The organism is Streptomyces sp. NBC_00354 (genome assembly GCF_036106915.1).
In the GTDB taxonomy this organism is placed as follows: Bacteria; Actinomycetota; Actinomycetes; order Streptomycetales; family Streptomycetaceae; genus Streptomyces.
On the sequence record NZ_CP107983.1, the window covers coordinates 5,025,243 to 5,049,321 of the forward strand.

General features: G+C 71.6%; 22 protein-coding genes. 13 read left to right on the top strand and 9 right to left on the bottom strand.

Annotated features, from left to right (window positions below; genetic code table 11):
- Positions 1–108: 108 nt before the first annotated feature.
- The gene (locus tag OHT74_RS23055) at positions 109–603 is read right to left on the bottom strand and encodes a GNAT family N-acetyltransferase (protein WP_328621253.1); all 495 of its coding nucleotides are present in this window, start codon (positions 601–603) and stop codon (positions 109–111) included.
- Positions 604–641: 38 nt separating this feature from the next.
- Here OHT74_RS23055 and OHT74_RS23060 point away from each other — a divergent pair, with 38 nt between their 5' ends.
- Entirely contained in the window at positions 642–1,445 is an 804-nt protein-coding gene (locus OHT74_RS23060; protein WP_328621254.1) for an exodeoxyribonuclease III, read from the top strand.
- Here the strand turns inward: OHT74_RS23060 and OHT74_RS23065 are convergent.
- Together OHT74_RS23065 and OHT74_RS23070 are read right to left on the bottom strand one after the other, a co-directional pair.
- Positions 1,427–2,113: a MerR family transcriptional regulator gene (locus tag OHT74_RS23065; RefSeq protein WP_328621255.1), complete on the bottom strand. Its 687-nt coding sequence runs from the start codon at positions 2,111–2,113 to the stop codon at positions 1,427–1,429. The genes OHT74_RS23060 and OHT74_RS23065 overlap by 19 nt on opposite strands.
- Positions 2,114–2,122: 9 nt before the next feature.
- Complete coding sequence (locus tag OHT74_RS23070; RefSeq protein ID WP_328621256.1) at positions 2,123–3,382, bottom strand: RNA-guided endonuclease InsQ/TnpB family protein; 1,260 nt, start codon at positions 3,380–3,382, stop codon at positions 2,123–2,125.
- A gap of 255 nt (positions 3,383–3,637) precedes the next feature.
- Here OHT74_RS23070 and OHT74_RS23075 point away from each other — a divergent pair, with 255 nt between their 5' ends.
- The 4 genes from OHT74_RS23075 to OHT74_RS23090 all read left to right on the top strand — a co-directional run bounded on the left by OHT74_RS23075 (position 3,638) and on the right by OHT74_RS23090 (position 7,224).
- Positions 3,638–5,173, top strand: coding sequence for a flavin-containing monooxygenase (locus OHT74_RS23075; protein ID WP_328623374.1), 1,536 nt, complete (start codon positions 3,638–3,640; stop codon positions 5,171–5,173).
- On the top strand, positions 5,170–6,084 hold the full coding sequence (locus tag OHT74_RS23080; protein ID WP_328621257.1) for an alpha/beta fold hydrolase: 915 nt from the start codon (positions 5,170–5,172) through the stop codon (positions 6,082–6,084). Before OHT74_RS23075 ends, OHT74_RS23080 begins: the two co-directional genes overlap by 4 nt.
- Complete coding sequence (locus OHT74_RS23085; protein WP_328621258.1) at positions 6,081–6,974, top strand: SDR family oxidoreductase; 894 nt, start codon at positions 6,081–6,083, stop codon at positions 6,972–6,974. The genes OHT74_RS23080 and OHT74_RS23085 overlap by 4 nt, the downstream gene beginning before the upstream one ends.
- Positions 6,975–7,050: 76 nt before the next feature.
- A complete protein-coding gene (locus OHT74_RS23090) occupies positions 7,051–7,224 on the top strand; it encodes a hypothetical protein (RefSeq protein ID WP_328621259.1) in 174 nt (57 codons plus the stop codon).
- Between the two features lie 99 nt (positions 7,225–7,323).
- Here the strand turns inward: OHT74_RS23090 and OHT74_RS23095 are convergent, their stop codons facing one another.
- Entirely contained in the window at positions 7,324–10,614 is a 3,291-nt protein-coding gene (locus OHT74_RS23095) for a S41 family peptidase (protein WP_328621260.1), read from the bottom strand.
- Between the two features lie 153 nt (positions 10,615–10,767).
- Here OHT74_RS23095 and OHT74_RS23100 point away from each other — a divergent pair, with 153 nt between their 5' ends.
- Entirely contained in the window at positions 10,768–11,358 is a 591-nt protein-coding gene (locus tag OHT74_RS23100; RefSeq protein ID WP_266666303.1) for a TetR/AcrR family transcriptional regulator, read from the top strand.
- 116 nt (positions 11,359–11,474) lie between these two features.
- Positions 11,475–13,676: an MMPL family transporter gene (locus OHT74_RS23105; RefSeq protein WP_328621261.1), complete on the top strand. Its 2,202-nt coding sequence runs from the start codon at positions 11,475–11,477 to the stop codon at positions 13,674–13,676.
- Positions 13,677–13,762: 86 nt separating this feature from the next.
- On the opposite strand, the gene OHT74_RS23110 is transcribed toward OHT74_RS23105, so the two are convergent.
- On the bottom strand, positions 13,763–14,185 hold the full coding sequence (locus tag OHT74_RS23110) for an SsgA family sporulation/cell division regulator (RefSeq protein ID WP_266666307.1): 423 nt from the start codon (positions 14,183–14,185) through the stop codon (positions 13,763–13,765).
- A 181-nt stretch (positions 14,186–14,366) separates the two neighbouring features.
- On the opposite strand from OHT74_RS23110, the gene OHT74_RS23115 reads away from it, so the two are divergent.
- Genes OHT74_RS23115 through OHT74_RS23130 form a run of 4 tightly spaced genes read left to right on the top strand, consistent with a single transcriptional unit; the run spans position 14,367 to position 18,174 of the window.
- Positions 14,367–15,434, top strand: a complete 1,068-nt coding sequence (locus OHT74_RS23115; RefSeq protein WP_328621262.1) for an energy-coupling factor ABC transporter permease — start codon at positions 14,367–14,369, stop codon at positions 15,432–15,434.
- Position 15,435: 1 nt separating this feature from the next.
- Complete coding sequence (cbiQ, locus tag OHT74_RS23120) at positions 15,436–16,209, top strand: cobalt ECF transporter T component CbiQ (protein ID WP_328621263.1); 774 nt, start codon at positions 15,436–15,438, stop codon at positions 16,207–16,209.
- Positions 16,197–16,976 carry an energy-coupling factor ABC transporter ATP-binding protein gene (locus OHT74_RS23125; RefSeq protein ID WP_266666313.1) on the top strand — a complete coding sequence of 260 codons (780 nt, stop codon included), beginning with the start codon at positions 16,197–16,199 and terminating at the stop codon, positions 16,974–16,976. Before cbiQ ends, OHT74_RS23125 begins: the two co-directional genes overlap by 13 nt.
- A gap of 28 nt (positions 16,977–17,004) precedes the next feature.
- Positions 17,005–18,174 (top strand): serine hydrolase domain-containing protein, encoded by a 1,170-nt coding sequence (locus OHT74_RS23130; RefSeq protein WP_328621264.1) that lies wholly within the window; start codon positions 17,005–17,007, stop codon positions 18,172–18,174.
- A gap of 39 nt (positions 18,175–18,213) precedes the next feature.
- On the opposite strand, the gene OHT74_RS23135 is transcribed toward OHT74_RS23130, so the two are convergent.
- From OHT74_RS23135 to OHT74_RS23145, 3 genes are all read right to left on the bottom strand, one after another.
- Complete coding sequence (locus OHT74_RS23135; RefSeq protein ID WP_328621265.1) at positions 18,214–18,687, bottom strand: YbaK/EbsC family protein; 474 nt, start codon at positions 18,685–18,687, stop codon at positions 18,214–18,216.
- A 72-nt stretch (positions 18,688–18,759) separates the two neighbouring features.
- Entirely contained in the window at positions 18,760–20,400 is a 1,641-nt protein-coding gene (locus tag OHT74_RS23140; protein ID WP_328621266.1) for a penicillin-binding transpeptidase domain-containing protein, read from the bottom strand.
- Positions 20,401–20,520: 120 nt separating this feature from the next.
- Positions 20,521–20,727, bottom strand: coding sequence for a hypothetical protein (locus tag OHT74_RS23145; protein ID WP_328621267.1), 207 nt, complete (start codon positions 20,725–20,727; stop codon positions 20,521–20,523).
- A 233-nt stretch (positions 20,728–20,960) separates the two neighbouring features.
- On the opposite strand from OHT74_RS23145, the gene OHT74_RS23150 reads away from it, so the two are divergent.
- A complete protein-coding gene (locus OHT74_RS23150) occupies positions 20,961–21,191 on the top strand; it encodes a hypothetical protein (RefSeq protein WP_328621268.1) in 231 nt (76 codons plus the stop codon).
- 60 nt (positions 21,192–21,251) lie between these two features.
- Here OHT74_RS23150 and OHT74_RS23155 read toward each other — a convergent pair whose 3' ends face one another.
- The gene (locus OHT74_RS23155) at positions 21,252–23,021 is read right to left on the bottom strand and encodes a dolichyl-phosphate-mannose--protein mannosyltransferase (RefSeq protein WP_443047474.1); all 1,770 of its coding nucleotides are present in this window, start codon (positions 23,019–23,021) and stop codon (positions 21,252–21,254) included.
- Positions 23,022–23,133: 112 nt separating this feature from the next.
- Between OHT74_RS23155 and rsmI the strand changes: the two genes are divergently transcribed.
- The gene (rsmI, locus tag OHT74_RS23160; RefSeq protein WP_443047476.1) at positions 23,134–24,042 is read left to right on the top strand and encodes a 16S rRNA (cytidine(1402)-2'-O)-methyltransferase; all 909 of its coding nucleotides are present in this window, start codon (positions 23,134–23,136) and stop codon (positions 24,040–24,042) included.
- Positions 24,043–24,079 lie beyond the last annotated feature (37 nt).

The following is a 24,079-nucleotide window of genomic DNA, read 5'->3' on the forward strand; positions in this document are numbered from 1 at the left end:
CGCGCGGCTCTTCTCCCAGCCCCGCCCTTTCTCCGTATCCCGGGGCTCCGTCCCGGACGCCCGCGCCTCGAACGCCGGCGGGGCTGGGACGGGCGGGCGGCCGGCTGGTCAGGGAAGCAGCGGCTTCGTCATGCAGCGGCTCGAGTCGTAGGAGCGGTAGTGGCCGAACTTTGCCGAGAGGGTGTAGCCCGACGAGAGGTAGAGGGCTATCGCCTCCGGCTGCTGGTCGCCCGTTTCCAGGGCCATGCGGGTGCGGCCCGCCGCGTGGGCGTCGGCCTCCAGCTCGGCCAGGATGCGGCGGGCCAGGCCCAGGCCGCGGGCCTCGGGGACGACGTACATGCGCTTGAGCTCGGCGTCGCCGTCCGCGTAGCCCTCGTCGTTCTCGTCCTGGCTGCGCCAGCCGCCGCTGGCCATCGGCGTGTCCGAGGCGTCGTACGCCAGCAGGTACAGGCCGTTCGGCGGGGCGAACATCGCCGGGTCGAGGGGTGTGACGTCCCCCTCACCGCCGTAGCGCGCCTGGTACTCGAGCTGGACCTGGTCGTTGAGTTTGACCGCGTCCGGGTGGTCGTACGGCACGGCGCGGAGCTGGATCCCGTGAGACATCCGAACATCGTACGGAACGCTCCCGTTATGGTGCTCGGATGCTCACTGTGACCTCCGTGAATGTGAATGGGATCCGCGCCGCCGCCAAGAAGGGGTTCTCCCCGTGGCTGGCCGGGTCGGATGCCGATGTGGTCTGCCTCCAGGAGGTGCGGGCCGAGGAGGGGCAGATTCCGGAGGAGGTCCGCAAGCCCGAGGGCTGGCACACCGTCTTCGCGCCGGCCGCCGCCAAGGGGCGGGCCGGGGTCGCGCTGTACACGCGCCGCGAGCCCGAGCGGGTGCAGGTGGGATTCGGGAGTGACGAGTTCGACACGAGCGGGCGCTACCTGGAGGTGGATCTTCCGGGTGTGACCGTCGCCAGCCTCTACCTGCCCTCCGGCGAGGCCGGTACCGAGAAGCAGGACGAGAAGTACCGGTTCATGGGGGAGTTTCTGCCCTATCTGAGCGACTTGAAGGCGCGGGCCGCCGGGGAGGGGCGGGAGGTTGTCGTCTGTGGTGACTGGAACATCTGTCACAACGAAGTCGACCTCAAGAACTGGAAGACCAACCGGAAGAACGCCGGCTTCCTGCCCGAGGAGCGGGAGTGGCTCGGGGAGGTGTACGACACCGCCGGGTACGTGGACGTCGTACGGAGCCTGCACCCCGACACCGAGGGGCCGTACTCCTGGTGGTCCTACCGCGGGCGGGCCTTCGACAACGACGCCGGGTGGCGCATCGACCTCCAGGTCGCGACCCCGGGGCTGGCCGCCCGGGCGGTGAAGGCGTTCGTCGAGCGGGCCGAGACGCATCCGGAGCGCTGGTCCGACCACGCGCCCGTGACCGTGGTCTACGAGCTGGGGTCCTGAGCCGCTGACGCCTGCAGGCGGTTCATCGCCATGGTGAGCTCCGCCTCGACGACGCTCTTGGCGAGCGGGCGCAGGCGCGGCAGGGCCTCCTCCGTGAGGTGCGTGGAGATCAGCTCCGTGAACAGGGCCGCCATGGCGTCCGCGTGCTCGCGGACCCGGCGGCCCGTCTCCAGGACCGCGGAGAGCGGGACCCCCTCGCGGACCAGCGCCGAGGAGACGTCCAGCAGGCGGCGGCTGACGTGGACGATCGCGTCGCCGTCGGTGGCGAGGTAGCCGAGGTCGAGGGAGGCCGCCAGGTTCTCCGGGGTGACCTCGCCCTCGAAGTAGTCGGCGAGGGCCTCCGGCGTCAGGCGTACCGGGGTCTCCTCGGACCAGCCGATGCCGAGCAGCTCGCCGAGCTGGCCGACGTCGCGGCCGTTCTCGAAGGCCGCGGTCAGCTCGGCGATGCCGCCGAGGGTGTGGCCGCGCTCCAGCAGGGCGGCGATGGTGCGCAGCCGGGCCAGGTGGTGGTCGTCGTACCAGGCGATCCTGCCCTCGCGGCGCGGTGGCGGGAGGAGCTTGCGCTCGCGGTAGAAGCGCAAGGTGCGGACGGGGATGCCGGCCGCCTCGGCCAGTTCCTCCGTACGGTACTCGCGCACTGTCTTCGCTTCCGTCGCTTCCTTCGCCACAGCCGCAGCCTATGGCGTACCGGCATTGACGTGCTCTCCGGCCGCAAGGCCGGGGATTCCTGCCACGGCTGGGCGGCCGTCTGGGTGGCTTCCTGCTTCAACGCGCGGTGCCGGGACTTTCATCCTGGTCTTACCTGCGCTCCGCGAGGCGTTTAGCCTGTCCGCCCGTCCGGCGGCCAGGGTGTTGTGTGCTGCGTTCTCGTCGCGGTCGTGGAGCGTTCCGCACCCCTTACAGGTCCATTCCCGGATGTGGAGGGGTTTGGGGCCGTCCTTGATCCCGCAGGTTGAGCAGACCTGGGAGGTCGGTTCGAACCGGCCGATCTTCCCGAAGTGCCGACCGTGCTTGGCCGCCTTGTACTCCAGCATGTTGATGAACTGCATCCATCCCGCGTCGTGAACGGATTTGGCCAGGCGGGTACGTGCGAGGCCGGATACCGAGAGGTCTTCCACGTACACCGCTTGGTTGTCGCGGATGATCTGCGTAGAAGCCTTGTGGTGCCAGTCCCTGCGCCGGTCGGCCACCCGGGCATGCTGCCGAGCGACCTTTATCCGGGCCTTCGCCCGGTTCTTGCTCCCCTTCGCCTTCCGCGACAGATCGCGTTGGAGGCGTTTGAGTTTCTTCTCCGCTCGTCGTAGGAACTTTGGGGAGGAGATCTTCGTGCCGTCGGAGAGGACGGCGAACGTCGTGAGGCCGAGATCGATGCCGACCTCGCTGTCCAGCTCGGGCAGGACGTCGGGGGAGGTGTCCACGACGAAGCTCGCAAAGTATCGGCCGGCCGAGTCCTTGACGATCGTCAGAGAAGTGGGTGCAGCCGGCAGCGGCCTCGACCACTTCACCTTGAGCCGGCCGACCTTCGCGACGTAGACCGTGCCGTTCTCCTGAAGGGAGAAGGCGTTGGCGTTCAGCCGGATGGACTGCCGGGTGTCCTTCTTCGACTTGAACCGGGGCGGGGAGGCCTTCGGGCCCCTGCGCTTGCCCTTGAGCGAGTCGAAGAAGTTCTTGAAGGCGGCATCCAGATCCCGCAGGGACTGCTGGAGCACCACCGCCGAGACTTCTGCCAGCCATGCCCGTTCCTCGGTGCGTTTGGCCTGCGTGATCCGCACCTTCGAAAGTTCCCCCGACGGTACATACGGCAGCCCCGCCGAATACGCTTCCCTCCGGTCACGCAGACAGTCGTTCCACACCACACGAGCACACCCGAACGCCTGCGCCAATGCGGAGCCCTGTCGGGCGTCCGGATATACCCGGTAGTTGTAGCGGAGCTGCACACGCAAGACCGTACGACCGCATCTTGTCGCGATGGAGTCAAACGTCAGAAATGATCGGAAGTGCCTATTCATGGCACCTCGCGCCCGCGCGCTCCAATCCCAGCCCGAAGCCGGAGTCTTCGCGTGAGACCGCCGGTAACTTTCCGGGCGTGACCCCTACCCACGAGTACGGGGCTGCTCTACTCTCGCGATTGTGCCAGTGATTGCTGGCAGTGTTGCAGGTGCGGATGCGGAAGGCGGCGGGGCATGGGTGGCATGGGCGAGCGCAAACACGTACGAGTGGCAGTGATCGGGTCCGGGTTCGGCGGGCTGGGTGCGGCCGTACGGCTGCGGCGCGAGGGAATCACGGACTTCGTCGTACTGGAACGGGCCGACTCCGTCGGCGGGACCTGGCGCGACAACAGCTATCCCGGGTGTGCGTGCGACGTGCCCTCCCACCTGTACTCGTTCTCGTTCGCTCCCAACCCCGACTGGCCGCGGACCTTCTCCGGGCAGCCGGCCATCCGGGCGTACCTGGAGCACGTCGCCGACACCTTCGGGCTGCGCCCGCACATCCGGCTGAACACCGAGGTCCGGATGATGCGCTGGGACGCCGACGGGCTGAGGTGGGAGATCGAGACGTCGGCCGGGGAGCTCACCGCCGATGTCGTCGTCTCCGCCACCGGGCCGCTGTCCGACCCGAAGATGCCGGAGGTCCCCGGGCTCGCCGAGTTCCCGGGCAAGGTCTTCCACTCCGCGCGCTGGGACCACGACTACGACCTGCGCGGCAAGCGGGTCGCCATGATCGGCACCGGCGCCTCGGCCATCCAGATCGTGCCGGCCATCGCGCCGGACGTGGAGCGGCTCACGCTGTTCCAGCGGACCCCGCCGTGGGTGATGCCGCGCACCGACCGGGCCATCAGCAGCGTGGAGCGCTGGCTGCACCGCCAGCTGCCGTTCACCCGGGCCGCCCGCCGCGGGCTGCTGTGGGGGATCCGGGAGCTCCAGGTCAGCGCGTTCACCAAGCGGCCGAACCAGCTCGGGCTCATCGAGTCGCTGGCCAAGGCCAACATGGCGCGCTCGATCAAGGACCCGGCGCTGCTGGCCAGGCTGACGCCCTCGTACCGGATCGGCTGCAAGCGGATCCTGCTGTCCAGCGAGTACTACCCGGCGCTCGCCCGGCCGAACGTGGACCTGGTCGCCTCCGGGCTCGAGGAGATCCGCGGCAACACCCTGATCGCGGCCGACGGGACCGAGACCGAGGCCGACGCGATCGTCTTCGGCACCGGCTTCCACGTCACGGACATGCCGATCGCCGACCGGGTGGTGGGCGCGGAGGGGCGGACCCTCGCGGACCACTGGAAGGACGGGATGCAGTCGCTGCGCGGGGCGACGGCGGCCGGCTTCCCGAACTGGATGACGATCATCGGGCCGAACACCGGGCTCGGGAACAGCTCGATGATCCTGATGATCGAGTCGCAGCTGAACTACATGGCGGACTACCTGCGCCAGCTCCATGTGCTCGGCGGGCAGGTCGCGCTCGCGGCCCGGCCCTCCGCCGTGAACCAGTGGAACCGGCAGGTCCAGACCCGCATGGAGCGGACCGTGTGGAACACCGGCGGCTGCACCAGCTGGTACCTGGACGCGCAGGGGCGCAACACGACGGTCTGGCCGGGCACGACCGGCGAGTTCCGGAAGGAGACGCGGAGCGTGGATCTGTCCGAGTACGAGGTCATCCGCCTCCGGGACGCCGAGCGCGAGCCCGTCCCGGCCCGGGCGGCGCAGGCCGGCGCCGGGGAGGGCGCCGCATGAGCCGGCCGGCGCACGTCACCTCCGGGCCGTACGCACCCCCCGCCGCCCGGCGCGAACTGGTCGCGGTCTCCGTCGACGGGGCCCGGCTGCACGTGGAGGAGCACGGGGACGAGGGCGCGCCGGCCGTGGTGCTGGCGCACGGCTGGACCTGCTCCACCGCCTTCTGGGCCGCGCAGATCCGGGAGCTCTCGAAGGACCACCGGGTCATCGCGTACGACCAGCGCGGGCACGGGCGCAGCCCCGCCGCCTCCCGCTACGACACCACCGCCCTCGCCGACGACCTGGTCGCCGTCCTGCGGGCCACCCTGGCCCCCGGCCGGCGGGCGGTCGTCGCCGGCCACTCCATGGGCGGGATGACGATCATGGCCGCCGCCGGGCGGCCGGAGTTCACCGAGCACACGGCGGCCGCGCTGCTGTGCAGCACCGGCAGCGCCCGACTGGTCGCGGAGGCGCTGGTCGTGCCGATGCGCCCCGGGCGCGTGCGGACCCGTATCACCGGCGCGGTACTCGGCGCGCGCGCCCCGCTCGGGCCCGTCACGCCGGTCGCCAAACGGGTGCTGAAGTACGCCACCATGGGCCCCGGGTCCGCGCCCGACAGGGTCGAGGCCTGCGCCCGTATCGTGCACGCCTGCCCCACCGGGGTCCGGTACGCCTGGTCCGAGGTGCTGGCCGGACTGGACCTCGAGGCGAACCTGGCCGGGCTCACCGTGCCCACCGCCGTCATCGGCGGCAAGAACGACCGGCTCACCCCGATCGTGCACGCCAGGGGGCTCGCCGCCGCGCTGCCGCACTGCGTGGGGCTGACCGAGCTGACCGGCATGGGGCACATGACCCCGATCGAGGCCCCCGAGGCCGTCACGAACGCCGTGCGCGAGCTGAGCGCGCACTTCTTGAAGGAGGTCACGCAGTGAGTGCGCGCAGGAGTCTGGAAGGCCAGGTCGCCGTCGTCACCGGCGCCGCACGCGGGGTCGGCGAGCTGCTCGCCCGCAAGCTGTCCGCACGCGGCGCGAAGGTGGCGCTGGTGGGCCTGGAGCCGGAGACCCTCAAGGAGGTCTCCGAACGGCTGCACACCGACAGCGACCACTGGCACGCCGACGTCACCGACCACGAGGCCATGGCCCGGGTCGCGCAGGAGGTCAAGGAGCGCTTCGGCAAGGTCGACATCGTCGTCGCCAACGCGGGCGTGGCCGCCGGCGGGCCGTTCGCCGACTCCGACCCCGACGCCTGGCGCCGGGTGATCGAGGTCAACCTGATCGGCGGGGCCGTCACCGCCCGCGCCTTCCTCCCCGTACTCACCGAGAGCCGCGGCTACTTCCTGCAGATCGCCTCGCTCGCCGCGATCACGCCGGCGCCGATGATGACGGCGTACTGCGCCTCCAAGTCCGGCGTCGAGGCCTTCGCGCACTGCCTGCGCGCCGAAGTGGGCTACAAGGGCGTCAAGGTGGGCGTGGGCTACCTCTCCTGGACCGACACCGACATGGTGCGCGGCGCCGACCAGGACGAGGTCATGCGGGAGCTGCGCCGGCGGCTGCCCTGGCCGTCGAACCGGACGTACCCGCTGGGCCCGGCCGTGGACCGGATCGTGGCCGGCATCGAGCGGCGCTCGCCGCACGTGTACGCGCAGTGGTGGCTGCGCGGGATGCAGGGCGTGCGCGGCTACCTGCCCGGGATCATCGCGACCGTCGGGCAGCGGGAGATGAAGCGCTTCGAACCCAGGCTGACGAGTGTCTCCAGGGGACTTGTGGGGGCCGGAGGGGCTGCCGACGAGAAGGAGCGCACGCAGGGCACCGGGCGCCATTGATCGAAATGCGAGCTTTGTCCGGTCGTGCAAATCTGGTCGAGCCCCCGTCCCCCACACCCCTCCAGGAGTGAACAGCATGGGCATCAAGGACCAGTTCCAGGACAAGGCGCAACAGCTCAAGGACAAGGCCGAGGAGGCCGGGAGGAGCGCGAAGGACGAGGCGTCCGAGCGCGGGACGCAAGCCTCCGAGCCGGCCAAGAAGAAGAAGGAAAAGGTCCACGACGAGCTCGACGACAACTGGGACTTCTGACGCCCGGACGCCCGTACGCCCGTACGCCGGAAGGGGCGCGGCCCGTCGCATTCGACGACGGGTCGCGCCCCTTCCGCATGCCCACGGCCCCCACGGCCCCTACGGCCTCGGCGGCAGCTTCGGACGCCGCAGGTCCGGTACGTCCGCGTAGCCGGGCGGCACCGCCGCCGGCTCCTGCTCCAGCAGCTCCAGCGCCAGGTACACGGCGTCGTCCAGCTGGGCGTGCCGCCCCTCCGCCCAGTCGAGCGGGGTGCGCAGGACCGCCAGGTCGGGCTCCACGCCGTGGTTCTCCACCGACCACCCGTACTCAGGGAACCAGGCGGCGTTCATCGGCACCGTGATGACCGTGCTGTCGCCCAGGGTGTGCCGGCCGGTCATGCCGACCACTCCGCCCCAGGTGCGCTGGCCGACCACCGGGCCGAGCCCGAGCAGTTTGAAGGCCGCCGTGATCATGTCGCCGTCCGAAGAGGTCGCCTCGTCGGCCAGCGCCACGATCGGACCCCGGGGCGCGTTGGAGGCGTACGACACCGGCTGGGCGCCCCGCGTCAGGTCCCAGCCGAGGATCGAGCGGGTCAGCTTCTCCACCACCAGCTCGCTGATGTGCCCGCCCGCGTTGCCGCGCACGTCCACGATCAGCGCGGGCCGGGACATCTCCATCCGCAGGTCCCGGTTGAACTGCGCCCAGCCCGAGCCGCCCATGTCGGGGATGTGCAGGTAGCCGCACTTGCCGCCGCTGACCTCGCGGACCACCGCGCGCCGCTTGGAAACCCAGTCCTGGTAGCGCAGCGGCCGCTCGTCGATCAGCGGCACGATCGCCACCCGCCGGGCCCGGCCCTCGCCTTCCGCGGGCTTGAAGGTCAGCTCGACCGTGGTGCCCCCGGCCGCCGAGAGCAGCGGATAGGGCCCGGTCACCGGGTCCACCGGCCGGCCGTCGACGTGGGTGAGCACGGCGCCCTCCCGGATGCCGGTGCCGGCGAGCGGGGAGCGGGCCTTGGAGTCGGAGGACTCGCCCGGCAGGATCCGCGCGAGCACCCACCCCTCCTCGCGGGGCACGAAGTTGGCGCCGAGCAGCCCGATGGGACGCTGGTAGTGCGGCGGGCCTTCGTTGCGGCGCGCGGGGGAGACGTACGCGTGCGAGGTGCCGAGCTCGCCGAGCACCTCGCGCAGCAGGTCGGCGAACTCGTCGGGCGAGGCGACCCGTTCGACCAGGGGGCGGTACTGGCGCAGCACCCCGTCCCAGTCGATGTTGCACATGTCCGGCTCCCAGAAGTACGCGCGGATCAGCCGCCCGGCCTCCTCGAAGGCCTGGCGCCACTCGGCGGCCGGGTCCACCTCGTGCAGGATGCGCCGCAGGTCCAGGTAGACGGTGGAGTCGCTGTCGCCGGACTCGGTAGAGGGGACCGCGCGCAGGTCGCCGTCGTCGTTGACGACGAGCCGGGTGCCGTCGCCGCTGACCGCGAACCAGTCCAGCCCGGAGGCCAGTTCGGTCTTGCGCGCCTTGGTGATCTCGAAGTGCTCCAGCGTGGGCTTGCCGCTGGTGTCGGTCGGGTTGGCGAACGTCTCGCCGAGCGCGCCCGAGATCGGCCAGCGCAGCCACACCAGTCCGCCGCCGTGCACCGGGTACAGGGCCGAGTACTTCGACGCCGTCACCGGGAACGGGGTGACCCGGCTCTCCAGCCCCTCCACCTCCACCATGACCGCGCCGTCCCCCTCGGTGGCCTCGGCGGCCTCTCCCTCGCCCGGGTCGAGCCCGCCCGCCGCCGGGCGGCCGTCGGGGGTGAAAGCGAACGGCGAGGGCGTCGCCGAGGACAGCGGCACCAGGTACGGGCGGCAGCCCAGCGGGAACGACAGGTCGCCGGTGTGCACGTCGTACACCGGGTCGAAACCGCGCCAGGACAGGAAGGCCAGGTAGCGGCCGTCGCGGGTGAAGACCGGGTGGTCGTCCTCGAAGCGGCCGTTGGTGACGTCCACGATCGAGCGCGGGCCGGGGCCGGAGATCCGGGCCATCTTGATCTGGCGCAGCGAGCGCCCGATGCCCGGGTGCGACCAGGTCAGCCAGGCCCCGTCGGGCGAGAACGCCAGGTCGGTGACGGGCCCGTTGATGGACCGGATCAGCTCGGTGACTTCCCCGTTGGACTCCTCGCTCGCATCGATCAGGAGCAGCCGCCCGTCGTTGGAGGAGATGGCGAGCCGCTCCCCGTCCGGGTCGGACAGCAGTTCCAGTACGCGGCCCAGCTCGCCGGAGGCCAGCCGGCGCGGCTCCCGGTCCCCGGAGGCCCGCGGGAGGTAGGCGATCTCGATCGCGTCCTCGCCCTCCGCGTCCGTCACGTACGCGACCTGCCCGCTGCTGCCGAGCATCTCCGGCAGCCGCACCCGCACGCCCGGGGTGTCGGCGATGGTCCGGGCGGGCCCGTCGCGGTGGGTGAGCCAGTACAGGCTGCCGCGGATGACGACTGCGCTGGCCCGGCCGGTGGCGTCGACGGAGAGCGAGTCGACGTGGCTGGCGGCCGGGACCTGGTACGTACGGCGGCCCGCGCGGGGCCCGCCGAGGCGGACGTCGAGCCTGCGCGCGGCGGCGCCGGGGGACAGCGAGTCGACGAGCCAGAGGTCCCCGGCGCACTGGTAGACGACCCGGGAGCCGTCGCTGGAGGCGTGCCGGGCGTAGAACTCCTCGTGGTCGGTGTGCCGGCGCAGGTCGGTGCCGTCGGGCAGGCAGGAGTACAGGTTGCCGATGCCCTCGTGGTCGGAGAGGAAGGCGATCCGGCCGTCCACGAACATCGGGGCGTCGAGGTGCCCCTCGACGTGCTCCAGCAGCTGCTTGCCGTGCAGCCAGAGCCGGCCGGTGGCGCCGCCGCGGTAGCGCTTCCAGGCGGCGGGCTCGTGCGGGGGCTTGCCGGTCAGCAGCAGGGTGCGCCGCTCTCCGTTCGGCTCCTCGTGGACGGCGATGTCGGAGACCGGGCCCCAGGGGAGCCTGCCTCCGGGTGAGCCGTCGGTCGGCAGGCTGTAGGCCCAGGCGTAGTACGAGAAGGGCTGGCCGTGCGAGGACACGGCCAGGATGTCGCTGTGGCCGTCCTTGTCGGGCGGGGTCCATCCGCAGACGCGGGTGTCGGTGGCGCCCCAGTAGCTGAGCCGGCGGGCCGGGCCGCCGTCCACCGGGGCGAGGTGGACCTCGGGGTCGAGGCTGCGCCAGGTGGTGAAGGCGATGTGGCGTCCGTCGGGGGAGAATCGGGGGTGGCCGACTCTGGTCCGGTCGACGGTGATCCGCCAGGCCCGGCCGGGGGGTTCGCCCTCGGGAACGAGCGGGGCGACCCAGAGGTCGTCCTCGGTGGCGAAGCACAGCAGATCGTCGTGGAGGTGCGGGAAGCGGAGGTACGCGCCGTCGTGACTCACCCCACAATGCTTTCCGCGCCAGGGGGGCCTGGCAACTCGTACAGGTGATCCACGCCACTCCCTTCAGCGAAACGGAACGGTTTCGTTTCGTTCGCGACCGGGGTATCGTCATCGGTGTACGAAACAGTTTCGTTCGGAAGGGAGGTGCCGGAGATGTCCGAAGAAGTACCGTCGCGGCGCAGCCGGATCACCCCCGAGCGGGAAGCCGAACTCCACGAGGCGGTCCTCGACCTCCTCCGCGAGGTCGGCTACGAGGCGCTGACCATGGATGCGGTCGCCGCCCGCACGAAGTCCAGCAAGGCCACCCTCTACCGCCAGTGGGGGAGCAAGCCCGAGCTGGTCGCCAGGGCGCTGCGCTGCACCCAGCCGGCCTCCCTCCGGGAGATCGACACGGGCACGCTGCGCGGCGACTTCCACCGCATGGTCGAGCACTCCGACAACGCGCAGATGGCGAAGGACACCGCGCTCCTGCGGGGGCTCGCCCACGCCGTCCACACGAGTCCCGAACTCCACCAGGCCTTGCGCAGGCTGCTCATGGAGCCGGAGATCTCCGGCCTCGACGAGATCCTGCGGCGGGCCGTGGACCGGGGCGAGGTCGCCCCGGACTGCCCCGCAATCCGTTTCGTGCCGCACATGCTGATCGGCGCCTTCATCGCGTTGCCGCTGATGGAGGACCGATCGGTGGACCAGGCGTTCCTCGCCGACTTCATCGACTCCGTGGTCTTCCCCGCCCTCGGCGTCTGAGTCCGCCCGCACTCCTTCCTGCTGCTCCTGACACGCCGCTCTCGTCGTCGGGCCGGCTTTCCACGCCCTGATCCATCCAGGATCCATCCCACGACCTGAACGGGAGAACCGCCTCCGTGGCTACCTTCCTCTACCGACTCGGCAGGGGCGCCTTCCGGCGCCGCGGCCTCGTCGCCCTCGTCTGGGTGGCACTGCTGTTCGCCGCCGGCTTCGGCGCGGCGACGGCGTCCGCACCCACCTCCGGATCGTTCTCCATACCCGGCACGGAGGCCCAGAAGGCCTTCGACGTGCTGGACGAGAAGTTCCCGGGCATGGCCGCCGACGGCGCCACCGCCCGTATTGTCGTCAAGGCGCCCGCGGGCGCCTCGGTCAACGACCCGAAGTACAAGACCGAGGTCGAGAAGATCGTCTCCGGCCTGAAGGGCGGCCCGGGCAAAGCCGAGGTCGCCTCGGTCACCGACCCGTACCAGGCCCAGGCGGTGAGCCAGGACGGCTCCACCGCGTACGTCAGCGTCAAGTACACCGTCAGCGGCATGGAGCTGAAGGACGACACGCGCGACGCGCTCAAGGACTCCGGTGCCGCGGCCCAGAGCGCCGGGCTCACCGTCGAGATCGGCGGCGACGCCCTGATGACGGCCCCCGAGACGGGCTCCGGCGAGATCGTCGGCATCGCGATCGCGGCGATCGTGCTGGTCATCACCTTCGGCTCGCTGATCGCGGCCGGGCTGCCGCTGCTGACCGCGCTGATCGGCGTGGGCATCGGCGTCTCCTCCATCACCGCGCTCGCCAACGTGCTGGACCTCGGCTCCACCACCTCCACCCTCGCGATGATGATCGGCCTCGCGGTCGGCATCGACTACGCGCTCTTCATCGTCTCCCGCTACCGCGTGGAGCTCGCCGAGGGCCGGGAGCGGGACGAGGCCGCGGGCCGGGCCGCCGGAACCGCCGGCTCCGCCGTCGTCTTCGCCGGTCTCACCGTGGTCATCGCCCTCGTGGGCCTGGCCGTCGTCAACATCCCGATGCTGACCAAGATGGGCTTCGCGGCCGCGGGCACCGTGGTCATCGCCGTCCTCGTCGCCCTGACGCTGGTCCCGGCCATCCTGGGCTTCGCGGGCAAGAAGGTCCTGCCGGCGGGCAAGAAGAGCAGGCTGTTCGGCAAGGGCAAGCCCGCCGGAGCCGAGCCCAAGGCCAACGGCGGCACCCGCTGGGCCCGCTTCGTGCTGCGCCGCCCGGTCATGGTGCTGCTCGTCGGCGTGATCGGCCTCGGCGCCATCGCGATCCCGGCGAGCAAGCTGGAGATGGGCCTGCCGGACGACGGCGCCCAGCCGGTCTCCACCACCCAGCGCAAGGCGTACGACCTGCTCTCCGACGGCTTCGGCCCGGGCTTCAACGGCCCGCTGATGGTGGTCGTCGACGGCGACAAGAAGCTCGCCGACGAGACCGAGGCCCGGATCAAGGGCCTGGAGGGCGTGGCCGCGGTCATGCCGCCGATGCCCAACGAGGCCGGCGACGCCTCGATGATCACCGTCATCCCGAAGGACCGTCCGTCCTCCACGCAGACCGAGGACCTGGTCCACACGATCCGCGACGGCAGCGGTGAGGACGTCATGGTCACCGGCGCGACCGCGATGAACATCGACTTCTCGCAGAAGATGAACGACGCGCTGCTGCCCTACCTGGCGCTCGTGGTCGGCCTCGCGTTCCTGCTGCTGATGGTGGTCTTCCGCTCCGTCCTGGTTCCGCTCAAGGCGGCCCTCGGCTTCCTGCTCTCCGTGGTCGCAGCCCTCGGCGCGGTCGTCGCGGTGTTCCAGTGGGGCTGGCTCGGCTCGCTCTTCGGGGTGGAGCAGACCGGTCCGATCATGAGCATGATGCCGATCTTCATGGTGGGCGTCGTCTTCGGTCTGGCCATGGACTACGAGGTCTTCCTCGTCACCCGCATGCGTGAGGCGTACGTCCACGGCGAGCGCCCGGGCCAGGCCATCGTGACCGGCTTCCAGTACAGCGCGCGGGTGGTCGTGGCGGCCGCCGTCATCATGATCGCGGTGTTCTCGGGCTTCATCGGCGCCAGCGAGCAGATGATCAAGATGATCGGCTTCGGCCTCGCCATCGCCGTCCTCTTCGACGCCTTCGTCGTCCGCATGGCGATCGTCCCGGCGGTGCTCGCCCTGCTCGGCCACAAGGCCTGGTGGCTGCCGCGCTGGCTGGACCGGCTGCTGCCCAACGTGGACGTGGAGGGCGAGAGCCTGCGCAAGCACCTCGAAGGTTCCGCCGATTCCCCGGAGGGCCCGGACAAGGACCGCGAGCTGGTCAACGCCTGACCCTGACGCACATCGGCCCGGCCCCGCACCTGATCCCAGGTGCGGGGCCGGGCCCGTTCCGGCCGGCCCCGTTCCGTCCGGGCCGGTTACGCCTGCCGGGTGACGGCGGCGTTCGTACGGCGCAGGAAGCGGCGCAGCACGGCGATGTCGAACTGGATCACCGCGACGCCCTCGGGGGAGTGGAACTCGACGACCGCCTGGACACGGCCGCAGGGCCAGACGCGTACGTCGCCGGTGCCGGTCGGGGCCTGGAGGCCCGCCTCGAGGAGGGCCCGGGGGAAGACCCACTCGTTGTCGGTGCCCTCGGGGGAGAGCCCGGCGGGGAAGACGATCCGTACGGCGAGCGGCTCGGCGGGGGCGAAGCGCAGGGCGACCGGGATCTTCCGGTAGAGCGGGTCGTCGGTGATCACGCGGGCGGTGACGCGCTCCTCGACGGCGGCGACGGCGGTGGCGACGGCGGTGGCGGTGGCGACTGAGGCCGTGGGGGGATTCTCGGCGGTGGCTGACACGACAAGACTCCTCTAATCGGAACATATGAGTCCGTATTGCCCCCAGCCTCGCACATTCCCACGAATCTGCGAGGCCGTATTTGTGATCCGGACGCTCTTGCCAAGGGTTTGCAATTAGGCACTATTCTTGAGCGGCTAAAGATTTTGTCAGCTCAAAGACCGCAGGAAGCGGAGCAGCCCCATGCATGTGCCCGACGGCTTCATCGACGCCCCCGTCTCCATCGCCGCAGGTGTCGCCGCCGCGGGCGCGGTGGCCGTCAGCCTCCGCGGCGCCCGCCGAGAGCTCGACGAGCGGGCGGCGCCGCTCGCCGGACTCGTCGCCGCGTTCATCTTCGCCGTCCAGATGCTGAACTTCCCGGTCGCCGCGGGCACCAGCGGACACCTGCTGGGCGGGGCGCTCGCCGCGATCCTCGTCGGCCCCTACACGGGTGTGCTGTGCGTGTCCGTGGTGCTGCTCATGCAGGGCGTCCTGTTCGCCGACGGCGGGCTGACCGCCCTCGGCGTCAACGTCATGACCATGGGCGTCGTGACCGTGGTCGTCGCCTACGCCGTCTTCCGCGGGCTGCTGAAGCTCCTGCCGGACACCCGCCGCTCGGTCACCGTCGCCGCCTTCGCCGGAGCACTGCTCTCGGTGCCCGGCGCGGCCGTCATGTTCACCCTCCTCTACGCCCTCGGCGGGACCACCGACGTCCCGCTCGGCAAGGTGTTCACCGCCATGGTCGGCGTGCACGTGCTGATCGGCATCGGCGAGGCCGTCATCACCGCCGCGACCGTGGGCGCCGTACTGGCCGTACGGCCGGACCTGGTGCACGGCGCGCGCGGGCTGGCCGCGCCGCTGAAGCTGCGCGTCGGCGGCGTGCTGGTCGACGCGCCGGCCGCTGCTCCGGCTGCGGTGCCCGCGGCCGTGGCCGCCCGGTCGACGAAGCCCGTGTGGATCACCGGCCTGGTCACCGCCCTCGTACTGGCCGGCTTCGTCTCCTTCTACGCCTCCGCCAGCCCCGACGGCCTCGAGAAGGTCGCCGCCGACAAGGGCATCGACCAGAACGTGAAGGAGCACGCCGCCGCCGACTCCCCGCTCGCCGACTACAGCCTCAAGGACGTCGACGACGCCCGCCTCTCCGGCGGCCTCGCCGGCGTCATCGGCGTCGGCGCGACCGTCGCCGTCGGCACCGGGATCTTCTGGACCGTGCGCCGCCGCCGCGCGGAAGACCTGACGGCCGCCGGGGCCGCCTCGACCTCGGCGGTCTGAGATGGGCGCGGGCCACGCCCACAAGCTCTACCGGCACGGGCACTCGCCGGTCCACGCGCTGCCGCCGCACTGCAAGCTGGCCGCGGCCTTCGCCTTCGTCGTGGTCGTCGTGTCCACCCCGCGCGAGGCGGTGTGGGCCTTCGGGCTGTATGCCGTCCTGATCGCGGCGGTCGCGACCGCGGCCCGGATCCCGGCCGGCCTCCTGCTGCGGCGGCTGCTGATCGAGATCCCGTTCGTGGCCTTCGCCGTGCTCATGCCGTTCGTGGCACAGGGCGAGCGGGTCAGCGTCAGCATCGGCGGACTCGGCATGTCGCTCAGCGTCTCCGGACTATGGGGCGCCTGGAACGTGCTGGCCAAGGGCACGCTCGGGGTGGCCGCATCCGTCCTGCTCGCCTCGACCACCGAACTGCGGGCGCTGCTGCTCGGGCTCCAGCAGCTGAAGCTGCCGCCGCTGCTGGTGCAGATCGCCTCCTTCATGATCCGGTACGGCGACGTGATCACCGACGAGCTGCGGCGGATGTCGATCGCACGGCGCTCGCGCGGCTTCGAGGCCCGCGGCATCCGGCACTGGGGGGTACTGGCCAAGACCGCCGGAGCCCTGTTCATCCGCTCCTACGAACGCGGCGAGCGGGTCCACCTCGCAATGGTCAGCCGCGGCTACGCCGGCTCGATGCCGGTGATCGACGAAGTCGTGGCCACCCGCGCCCAGTGGGCGTACGCGGCCGTACTCCCGGCGGCGGCGCTCGCCGTCTGCCTGATCGGATGGACCCTGTGACCGCTGTGACTCCTGTGACCGATGGGCCTTCCCTCGAGGTCTCCGGCCTCGCGTACGCCTACCCGGACGGGCACCAGGCCCTCTTCGGGGTGGACCTGACCGTCGGACAGGGCGAGCGGGTGGCCCTGCTCGGCCCGAACGGCGCCGGCAAGACCACGCTGGTGCTGCACCTCAACGGCATCCTCGGCGGCGGGGTCGGCACGGTGGCGGTGGCCGGGCTGCCGGTCGAGAAGCGGAACTTCGCCGAGATCCGGCGCCGGGTCGGCATCGTCTTCCAGGACCCGGACGACCAGTTGTTCATGCCGACCGTGCGCGAGGACGTGGCCTTCGGGCCGGCGGCCGCCGGGATGCGGGGTGCGGAACTGGAGACGCGGGTCCGCGAGGCGCTGGAGCAGGTCGGCATGGAGGCGTTCGCGGACCGGCCTCCGCACCACCTGTCCTTCGGGCAGCGACGCCGGGTCGCGGTGGCGACCGTACTGGCCATGCGGCCGGAGATCCTGGTCCTGGACGAGCCCTCCTCCAACCTGGACCCGGCGTCGCGGCGCGAGCTCGCGGACATCCTGCGCTCGCTGGACGTGACGGTGCTGATGGTGACCCACGACCTGCCGTACGCGCTGGAGCTGTGCCCGCGCTCGGTGATCCTCAGCGAGGGCGTCATCGCGGCCGACGGGCGCACGCAGGACCTGCTGTGCGACGAGGAGCTGATGCGGGCCCACCGGCTGGAGCTCCCCTTCGGCTTCGACCCGCGCTCGGTGTCGGTGGCATAAGTCCGACCAGGTGATTGTTGGACCGCTCGTGAACATCCAGGGTGAGGTGGCGGAGGGCTTCGAGGCCGTCCGGGACGCCTTCGTACGCAATTTCGAGGTGCTCGGCGACCGGGGCGCGGCGGTGGCCGTGTACCGGGACGGCCGGAAGGTCGTGGACCTGTGGGCGGGCACCAAGGACGTCGAGGGCGGTGCCGGCGGCGAGCCGTGGGCGGCCGGGACCGCGCAGGTGGTGCGCTCGGCCACCAAGGGCGTGGCCGCCGTCGTACCGCTGCTGCTGCACCAGCGCGGGCTGCTGGACCTGGACGCGCCCGTGGGGGCGTACTGGCCGGAGTTCAAGGCGGGCGGCAAGGAGCGGGCGCTGGTCCGGGACCTGCTGGCGCACCGGGCCGGGGTTCCGGCGCTGGACGTTCCGCTGACCCCCGCCGAGGCGGCGGACGGGCTCGCGGGGGCGCGTGCGGTCGCCGGGCAGCAGGCCTTCTGGGAGCCGGGCTCCGCGCACGGCTACCACGCGCAGACGTACAGCTGGCTGCTGTCGGAGCTGGTGCTGCGGGTGACCGGGGCGTCGATCGGTCAGTGGCTGGCGCAGGAGGTCACGGGCCCGCGGGGGCTGGAATTCTGGATCGGCCTGCCGGAGGCGGAGACGGCGCGCGTCGGCCGGGTGGGCCCGGTGGACCCGCCGCCGCAGACGGCGGCGGGTCTTCGGACGCGACCCAGGCGAAACGTTTCGGAGGCCTGGGCGGACCCGTCCTCGCTGACCCGGCGGGCGTTCGCGGCCATCACGCCGCTCGCGGACGAGAACGACCCCGAGTTCCGGGCGGCCGAACTCCCGGCGTCGGCGGGCATCGGCACGGCGCGTGGCCTGGCCGGCCTGTACGCGGCCCTGCTGGGCGACACGGAGGACGGCACGCGGCTGTTCACCCCGGAGACGGCCCGGCTGGCGGGTACGGAGCTCTCGTCCGGGCCCGACCGGGTCCTGGTGGTCAACACGCGCTTCGGCCCGGGCTACATGCTGCACAGCCCGGCCTCGCCGCTGATGTCCCCGGCATCGTTCGGCCACCCGGGGCGGGGCGGCTCACTGGGCTTCGCGGATCCGGAGGCGGGGATCGGGTTCGGCTACGTGACGAACGCCCACGCCAAGTCGGTCACCGCCGACCCCCGGGCCCAGTCCCTGGTCAGAGCCGTCCAGTCCGCACTCTGACCCGTCGGCCGCGGCCCTGTCCGGGCGCCGCTGCGCGGGTCAGGGCTCGCGGACGTCGGTCAGGGTGGCGCCTGCGTGGGTGATCAGGTCCTGCGGGGCCATCGGGAACACCGAGTGCGGGGTTCCCGCCGCCGCCCAGACCACCTCGTGGGCCAGCAGCGACCGGTCCGCCAGGACCCGGGTCCGGATCCGGTGCCCGAAGGGCGGGACGCCGCCGATCGCGTAGCCCGTGATCTCCCGGACCAGCGCCGCATCCGCCCGGGTGACCTGCCGGGCGCCGAGCTCCCGGCGTACCGCCTCCACGTCCACCCGCGAGGCCCCGTCCATCAGGACCACCACGGGCACCCCGTCCGCCGCGAAGATCAGCGACTTCGCGATCTGTCCGAGCTCACAGCCGATCGCGGCTGCCGCGTCGGCGGCGGTCCGGGTGCCGTCCGGGAAAGTGCGTACGGTCACGTCGAGCCCCAGCTCGGCCAGGGCTTCCGCGAAACGGGGATGGGTGCCGGTCGTCATGCGGGCACGCTAACGCCCCGCACGCCACCCCCGCGACGCCCTTTCCGGTGCAGCCCCCGCAACGCCGGGGCGTCAGGAGGCGTTCAGGACCGTCGCCACGATCGGGCCCGCCGCGTCGCTGCCGTGGCCGCCGGCCTCGACCATCGCCGCCGCGGCCACGTCCCCGCTGAAGCCCGTGAACCAGCTGTCCGGGCTGCCCGCGCCGTCGACCTCCGCGGAGCCGGTCTTGGCTCCCTTGTCGGAGCCGCCCACCGAGCCCATCGTCTGCTGGGCCGTGCCGCTGGTCGCCGTCAGCTTCATCATCCGCACCAGCTGCTGCTGCACCGACGGCTTCATCTGCCGCGCGGCCTGCGCGACGGGCCGCCCGTCGAGTTCCGGCGAGACGAGCAGCGGCTGGTGGAAGGACCCGCTGCGCGCGGTGGCGGTGAAGGAGGCGACGTTCAGCGGGTTCATGGTGATCCGGCCCTGCCCGATGTACTCGGCGGCCGCCTCCGCGCCCTTCGCCTCCGGCACCTGGCCGTCGGTCGAGCGGATGCCCGTCTTCCAGTTGTCCAGGCCGAGGCCGAAGACCTCCCGGGCCTCCTTCGCCAGCGCCGCGTCGTCGTCGACGCTGTCGATCTGCTTGATGAAGGCGGTGTTGCAGGACTTGGCGAAGCTGGTCGCGAAGTTCGCGCCGGGCAGTTCGAAGTTGTTCAGGTTGTGGAAGGTGCGGCCGCCCCACATGGCGTCCTTGGTGCATTCCGCGGGCTGGTCGGCCGCAGCCTTGCCCCGGTCGATCAGCATCGCCGCCGTCACGATCTTCATCGTCGAGCCGGGCGCCCGCCGCCCCTCCATCGCCGCGTTGAAACCGTCCTTGCGGTTGTTGGCGACGGCCAGGATGTGTCCGTTGCCCGTCTGGACGGCGACCACCGAGGACTCCGGGTACTTGGCGACCGCCTTCTCGGCCGCCGCCTGCACCTTGGCGTCCAGGTACGTCTTCAGCGTGCTCGGCTCGCCCTCCACCAGCGTCAGCAGGGTCCGCTTCGGCGCGTCCTGGGCGGCCGGCTCGATCCACAGCTCGGCCCCGGACTTGCCGCCCACCTTGCCGCCGTACGTCTGGCGCAGCTGGTCGAGGACCGGCCGCAGCGAGGGGTACTTCTCCGCACTGAGCTCCTCGCCATTGCGGTCCACGGCCTTGACCGGCGGAGCCGCGGGAGCGCCCGCGCGCAGCTTCTCGTCCTTCTGCAGCTGCGGGTGGATCACCGAGGCCTGCCAGTCGACGAGCGGCTTCCCGCTGGTCACGCCGCGCACGACGGTCAGTTTGGACTCGTAGGCGAGAGGCTTGCCGGCGCCCTGGTACGTGACCTCCGCGGCGACGCTGAACGGGATGGTCGTACCCGTCTGCGCCCCCGGAGTGATCACGGCCTTGGACACGTAGGCCTTCGCCCGGTAGTCGGCCACGGCGGTCTGCGCGGCCTGCACGTTGTTCGTCAGCTCGGCGGCCGCGCGCGCGTCCCCGGCCGCCCAGGCGGCGAAGAAGGCCTTCGCGGTCTGCGCGGCCTCCTTGTCGGTGACCGGCCCGCTGCCCTTCTCTGCCTGGACGGCGGTGCCGCCGCCCTTGTCGCCTTCCTTGTCGCCGGCGTCCCCGACCAGCGCGTACACCCCGTACCCAGCCCCGCCGACCATCGCGAGAAACACCCCGCCGACGATGGCCCCCTTCGCCGCCCCGTTCACGTACGTTCCTCCCCAGATCCCCGTTTTCTCTGAACACGTTCAAAGAAGCTCTGGTGCGGACCTTACTCTGTGCAAACGGGACACGTACGGTTTGTTACCAGACCGGAACACCGCGGCCGGTCAGGTGACCGTCACCCTGCTCCCGTCGGGGAGCACGCACACGGATCCGTCGTAGGGGATGGTCCTGACCGTTCCGCCCTGATCCGTGCACTCCGCGGACGTGACGGTCGGGGTTGCCGCGGCCTGGGCCGTAGCGGCGCCGAGGGCACTCACGCCGGCCAGGGCCGCCGTGGCGAGGGCGAGGCCGAGCAGTCGTCGTATGCGCATGACGCACCACCTCTCCGGTGCCCCTGGCCCGGGCTCCACAGCACGACCGGTTTCTGAAGCCAAGGGCGTCCTCCTTTCAGCATGGGCACCGGCCGCCACGCCTGCGACCGGTGGCGCCAGGGGGAGCCGGGACACCACGAGATGGCCGAGGGTCAGGGTGCAGTCTGACGGATGGTCACCCCGTTGGCCTTCGGGCCCTGTCCACATCGCTGCTCACCGCCGTGGTGGCGAGCGTGGCACTGGCCGTTCCGGCCAATGCGCAGGACGGCCCCTTCCCCTTCCCTCACGGCAAGGGGAAGGGCAGCGGCATGACCCAGGTCACGGCGGACAACCTGACGATCACCATCGTCATCGGCGGCGTGACGCGGACCTTCAGCTCTGTGTTCCGTGGCTGCGACACCAACTCGTCACGGCCCGGTCTCATCGCCTTCGCCAACACCGGGATCCTCGTCAGGCAGAACTGACACCGACAACGACCACGACGGGCCCGGCACCAGGAGGTGCCGGGCCCGTCGTCGTGGCCGCTAGACCCAGCTGTCCATCCACATCCGGCCGCGCCAGGAGTCCATCGGGAGGGTCTGGCCCGTGTAGATCGGCCAGAAATAGATGAAGTTCCAGATGATGAGGAGGACCAGCACGCCCGCCGCGATCGCGCCCAGCGCGCGTCTGCGTTCCGTCGAGCCCGACGGGCCCAGCAGGGCGCCGATCATCATCGCGACCGCCAGGCACAGGTACGGGACGAAGACCACCGCGTAGAAGAAGAAGATGGTCCGCTCCTGGTAGTTGAACCAGGGCAGCAGGCCCGCAGCCAGCGCGCAGGCGATCGCGCCCGCCCGCCAGTCGCGCCGGAAGAACCACCGCCACAGCACGTACAGCAGCGCGAAGCAGCCCGCCCACCACAGCATCGGCGTGCCCAGGGCCAGCACCTCGCGCGCGCACTTGCCCGCCTCCGTCGCCGGGCAGCCGTCCGCACCCGGGTCGGGGGATTCGTAGAAGTAGGAGACGGGACGGCCCAGGACCAGCCAGCTCCACGGGTTCGACTCGTACGTGTGACCCGAGGTCAGGCCGACGTGGAACTTGTAGACCTCGGTCTCGTAATGCCACAGGCTGCGCAGCCACTCCGGCAGGAACGACAGCGAACTGCCCTGGTCGTTCTTGGCGGCCCAGTCGCGGAAGTAACCGCCCTTGCCGTTGTCGGGGGACAGGATCCAGCCGGTCCACGACGCCAGGTACACCGCGATGGCCACCGGCACCGTCGAGAGGAAGCCCGGCAGCGCGTCGCGGCGCAGCATCGCCGCGTACGGGGCGCCCGCGCCCGCGGTGCGGCGCGCGGCCGCGTCCCACAGGACGGTCAGCACACCGAAGAACGCCAGCACGATCAGGCCGTTCCACTTCGTGCCGAAGGCCAGGCCCAGGCACACGCCCGCCAGGATCCGGTACGGGCGCCAGCCCAGGCGCAGCGTCTCGGCGACGGCGACGTCCGGGAGGGTGCGCCCCTCCTCGTCCACCGGGAGCGCGTCCGCGAGTCTGGCCCGGGTCCGGTCCCGGTCGACGAGCAGTGCCCCGAACGCGGCCAGCACGAAGAACATCAGCACCAGGTCGAGCAGCGCGGTCCGGCTCATCACCAGGTGCAGGCCGTCGACCGCGAGCAGCGCGCCCGCGAGGCAGCCCAGGAAGGTGGAGCGGAACAGGCGGCGCCCGATCCGGCACAGCATCAGCACCGAGAGGGTGCCGAGCACGGCCGTCATGAACCGCCAGCCGAACGGCGTGAAGCCGAACATCCACTCGCCGAGCCCGATGACCCACTTGCCGACCGGCGGGTGCACGACGTAGCCGGGGTCCAGCGGGAGGGCGACCCCCTCGGGGTTGGCGAGGATCGACTTGTCGATGTCCTTGGGCCAACTCGCCTCGTAGCCCTGCCGGATCGTGGCCCAGGCGTCCTTGGCGTAGTACGTCTCGTCGAATATCACCGCCTTCGGGCTGCCCAGGTGCGCGAAGCGCAGCACCCCGGCCACCAGCGCCACCAGCACCGGCCCCGCCCACGCCAGCACGCGCTGCCAGGCGCCCACCGCGGAGAGCGGGATCCCGAGCGCCGTCCACAACTGCTCGGAGGGCCGGGCGTACGGGGGCACCAGGCGGGTGCGGACGTCCGGGCGCCGCCGCGCGTCGGCGGGCGGCGCGTAGCCGAAGCCGCGCAGGCGGCGCAGCCAGGTGGACGGCTGTTCTTCGCGCCCCGCCGGAAGGGCGGGCGGAGCCCCCGCGGGGCTGGGCGGCGGCGTCGCGGTACTGGTCACCGGGTCATCGTAGGGAACGCACCTGTGCGAACCCCAGCGCCGGGGACCCTCGGAGCGTGTGCCGGGTGGGAGGCTGACGTGTGCCGGGTGGGACGGCTGAGAGGATGGACCGGTGACGACTGACCAGCCCTCCGGCTCCGGAACCTCCTCTTCGACCTCCTCCACCGCAGGCGTGCTCGTGCTCGCCGGCACCCCGATCGGCGATCTCGCCGACGCCCCGCCCCGGCTCGCCGCCGAGCTCGAGCGGGCCGACGTGGTCGCCGCCGAGGACACCCGGCGGCTGCGCCGGCTGACCCAGGGGCTCGGCGTGCACACCACCGGGCGGGTCGTCTCGTACTTCGAGGGCAACGAGTCGGCGCGCACCCCGGAGCTGGTCGAGGCACTGGAGGACGGCAAGCGGGTGTTGCTGGTGACCGACGCCGGCATGCCGTCCGTCTCCGACCCCGGCTACCGGCTGGTCGCCGCCGCCGTGGAGAAGGACATCAAGGTCACCGCCGTGCCCGGGCCGTCCGCGGTGCTCACCGCGCTCGCCCTGTCGGGGCTGCCGGTGGACCGTTTCTGCTTCGAGGGATTCCTGCCGCGCAAGGCGGGCGAGCGCCTCGGCAAGCTCCGCGAGGTCGAGGGCGAGAGGCGCACGCTCGTCTACTTCGAGGCCCCGCACCGGCTCGACGACACCCTCGCCGCGATGGCCGAGGTCTTCGGTGCCGGCCGGCGCGCCGCCGTGTGCCGCGAGCTGACCAAGACGTACGAGGAGGTCAAGCGCGGCGGGCTCGGCGAGCTGGCGGCCTGGGCCGCGGAGGGCGTGCGCGGGGAGATCACCGTCGTCGTGGAGGGCGCCCCGGCGGCCGGGCCCGGAGACGTGGACGCCGAGGAGCTGGTGCGCAGGGTACGGGTGCGCGAGGAGGCCGGGGAGCGGCGCAAGGAGGCCATCGCGGCGGTCGCGGCCGAGGCCGGAGTACCCAAGCGGGAGGTCTTCGACGCAGTGGTCGCGGCAAAGAATGCGGCTCAAAAGGTGCTGTAAGACGGTAAAGAGCTAACCTGAAAAGCAAAGCTCAGAC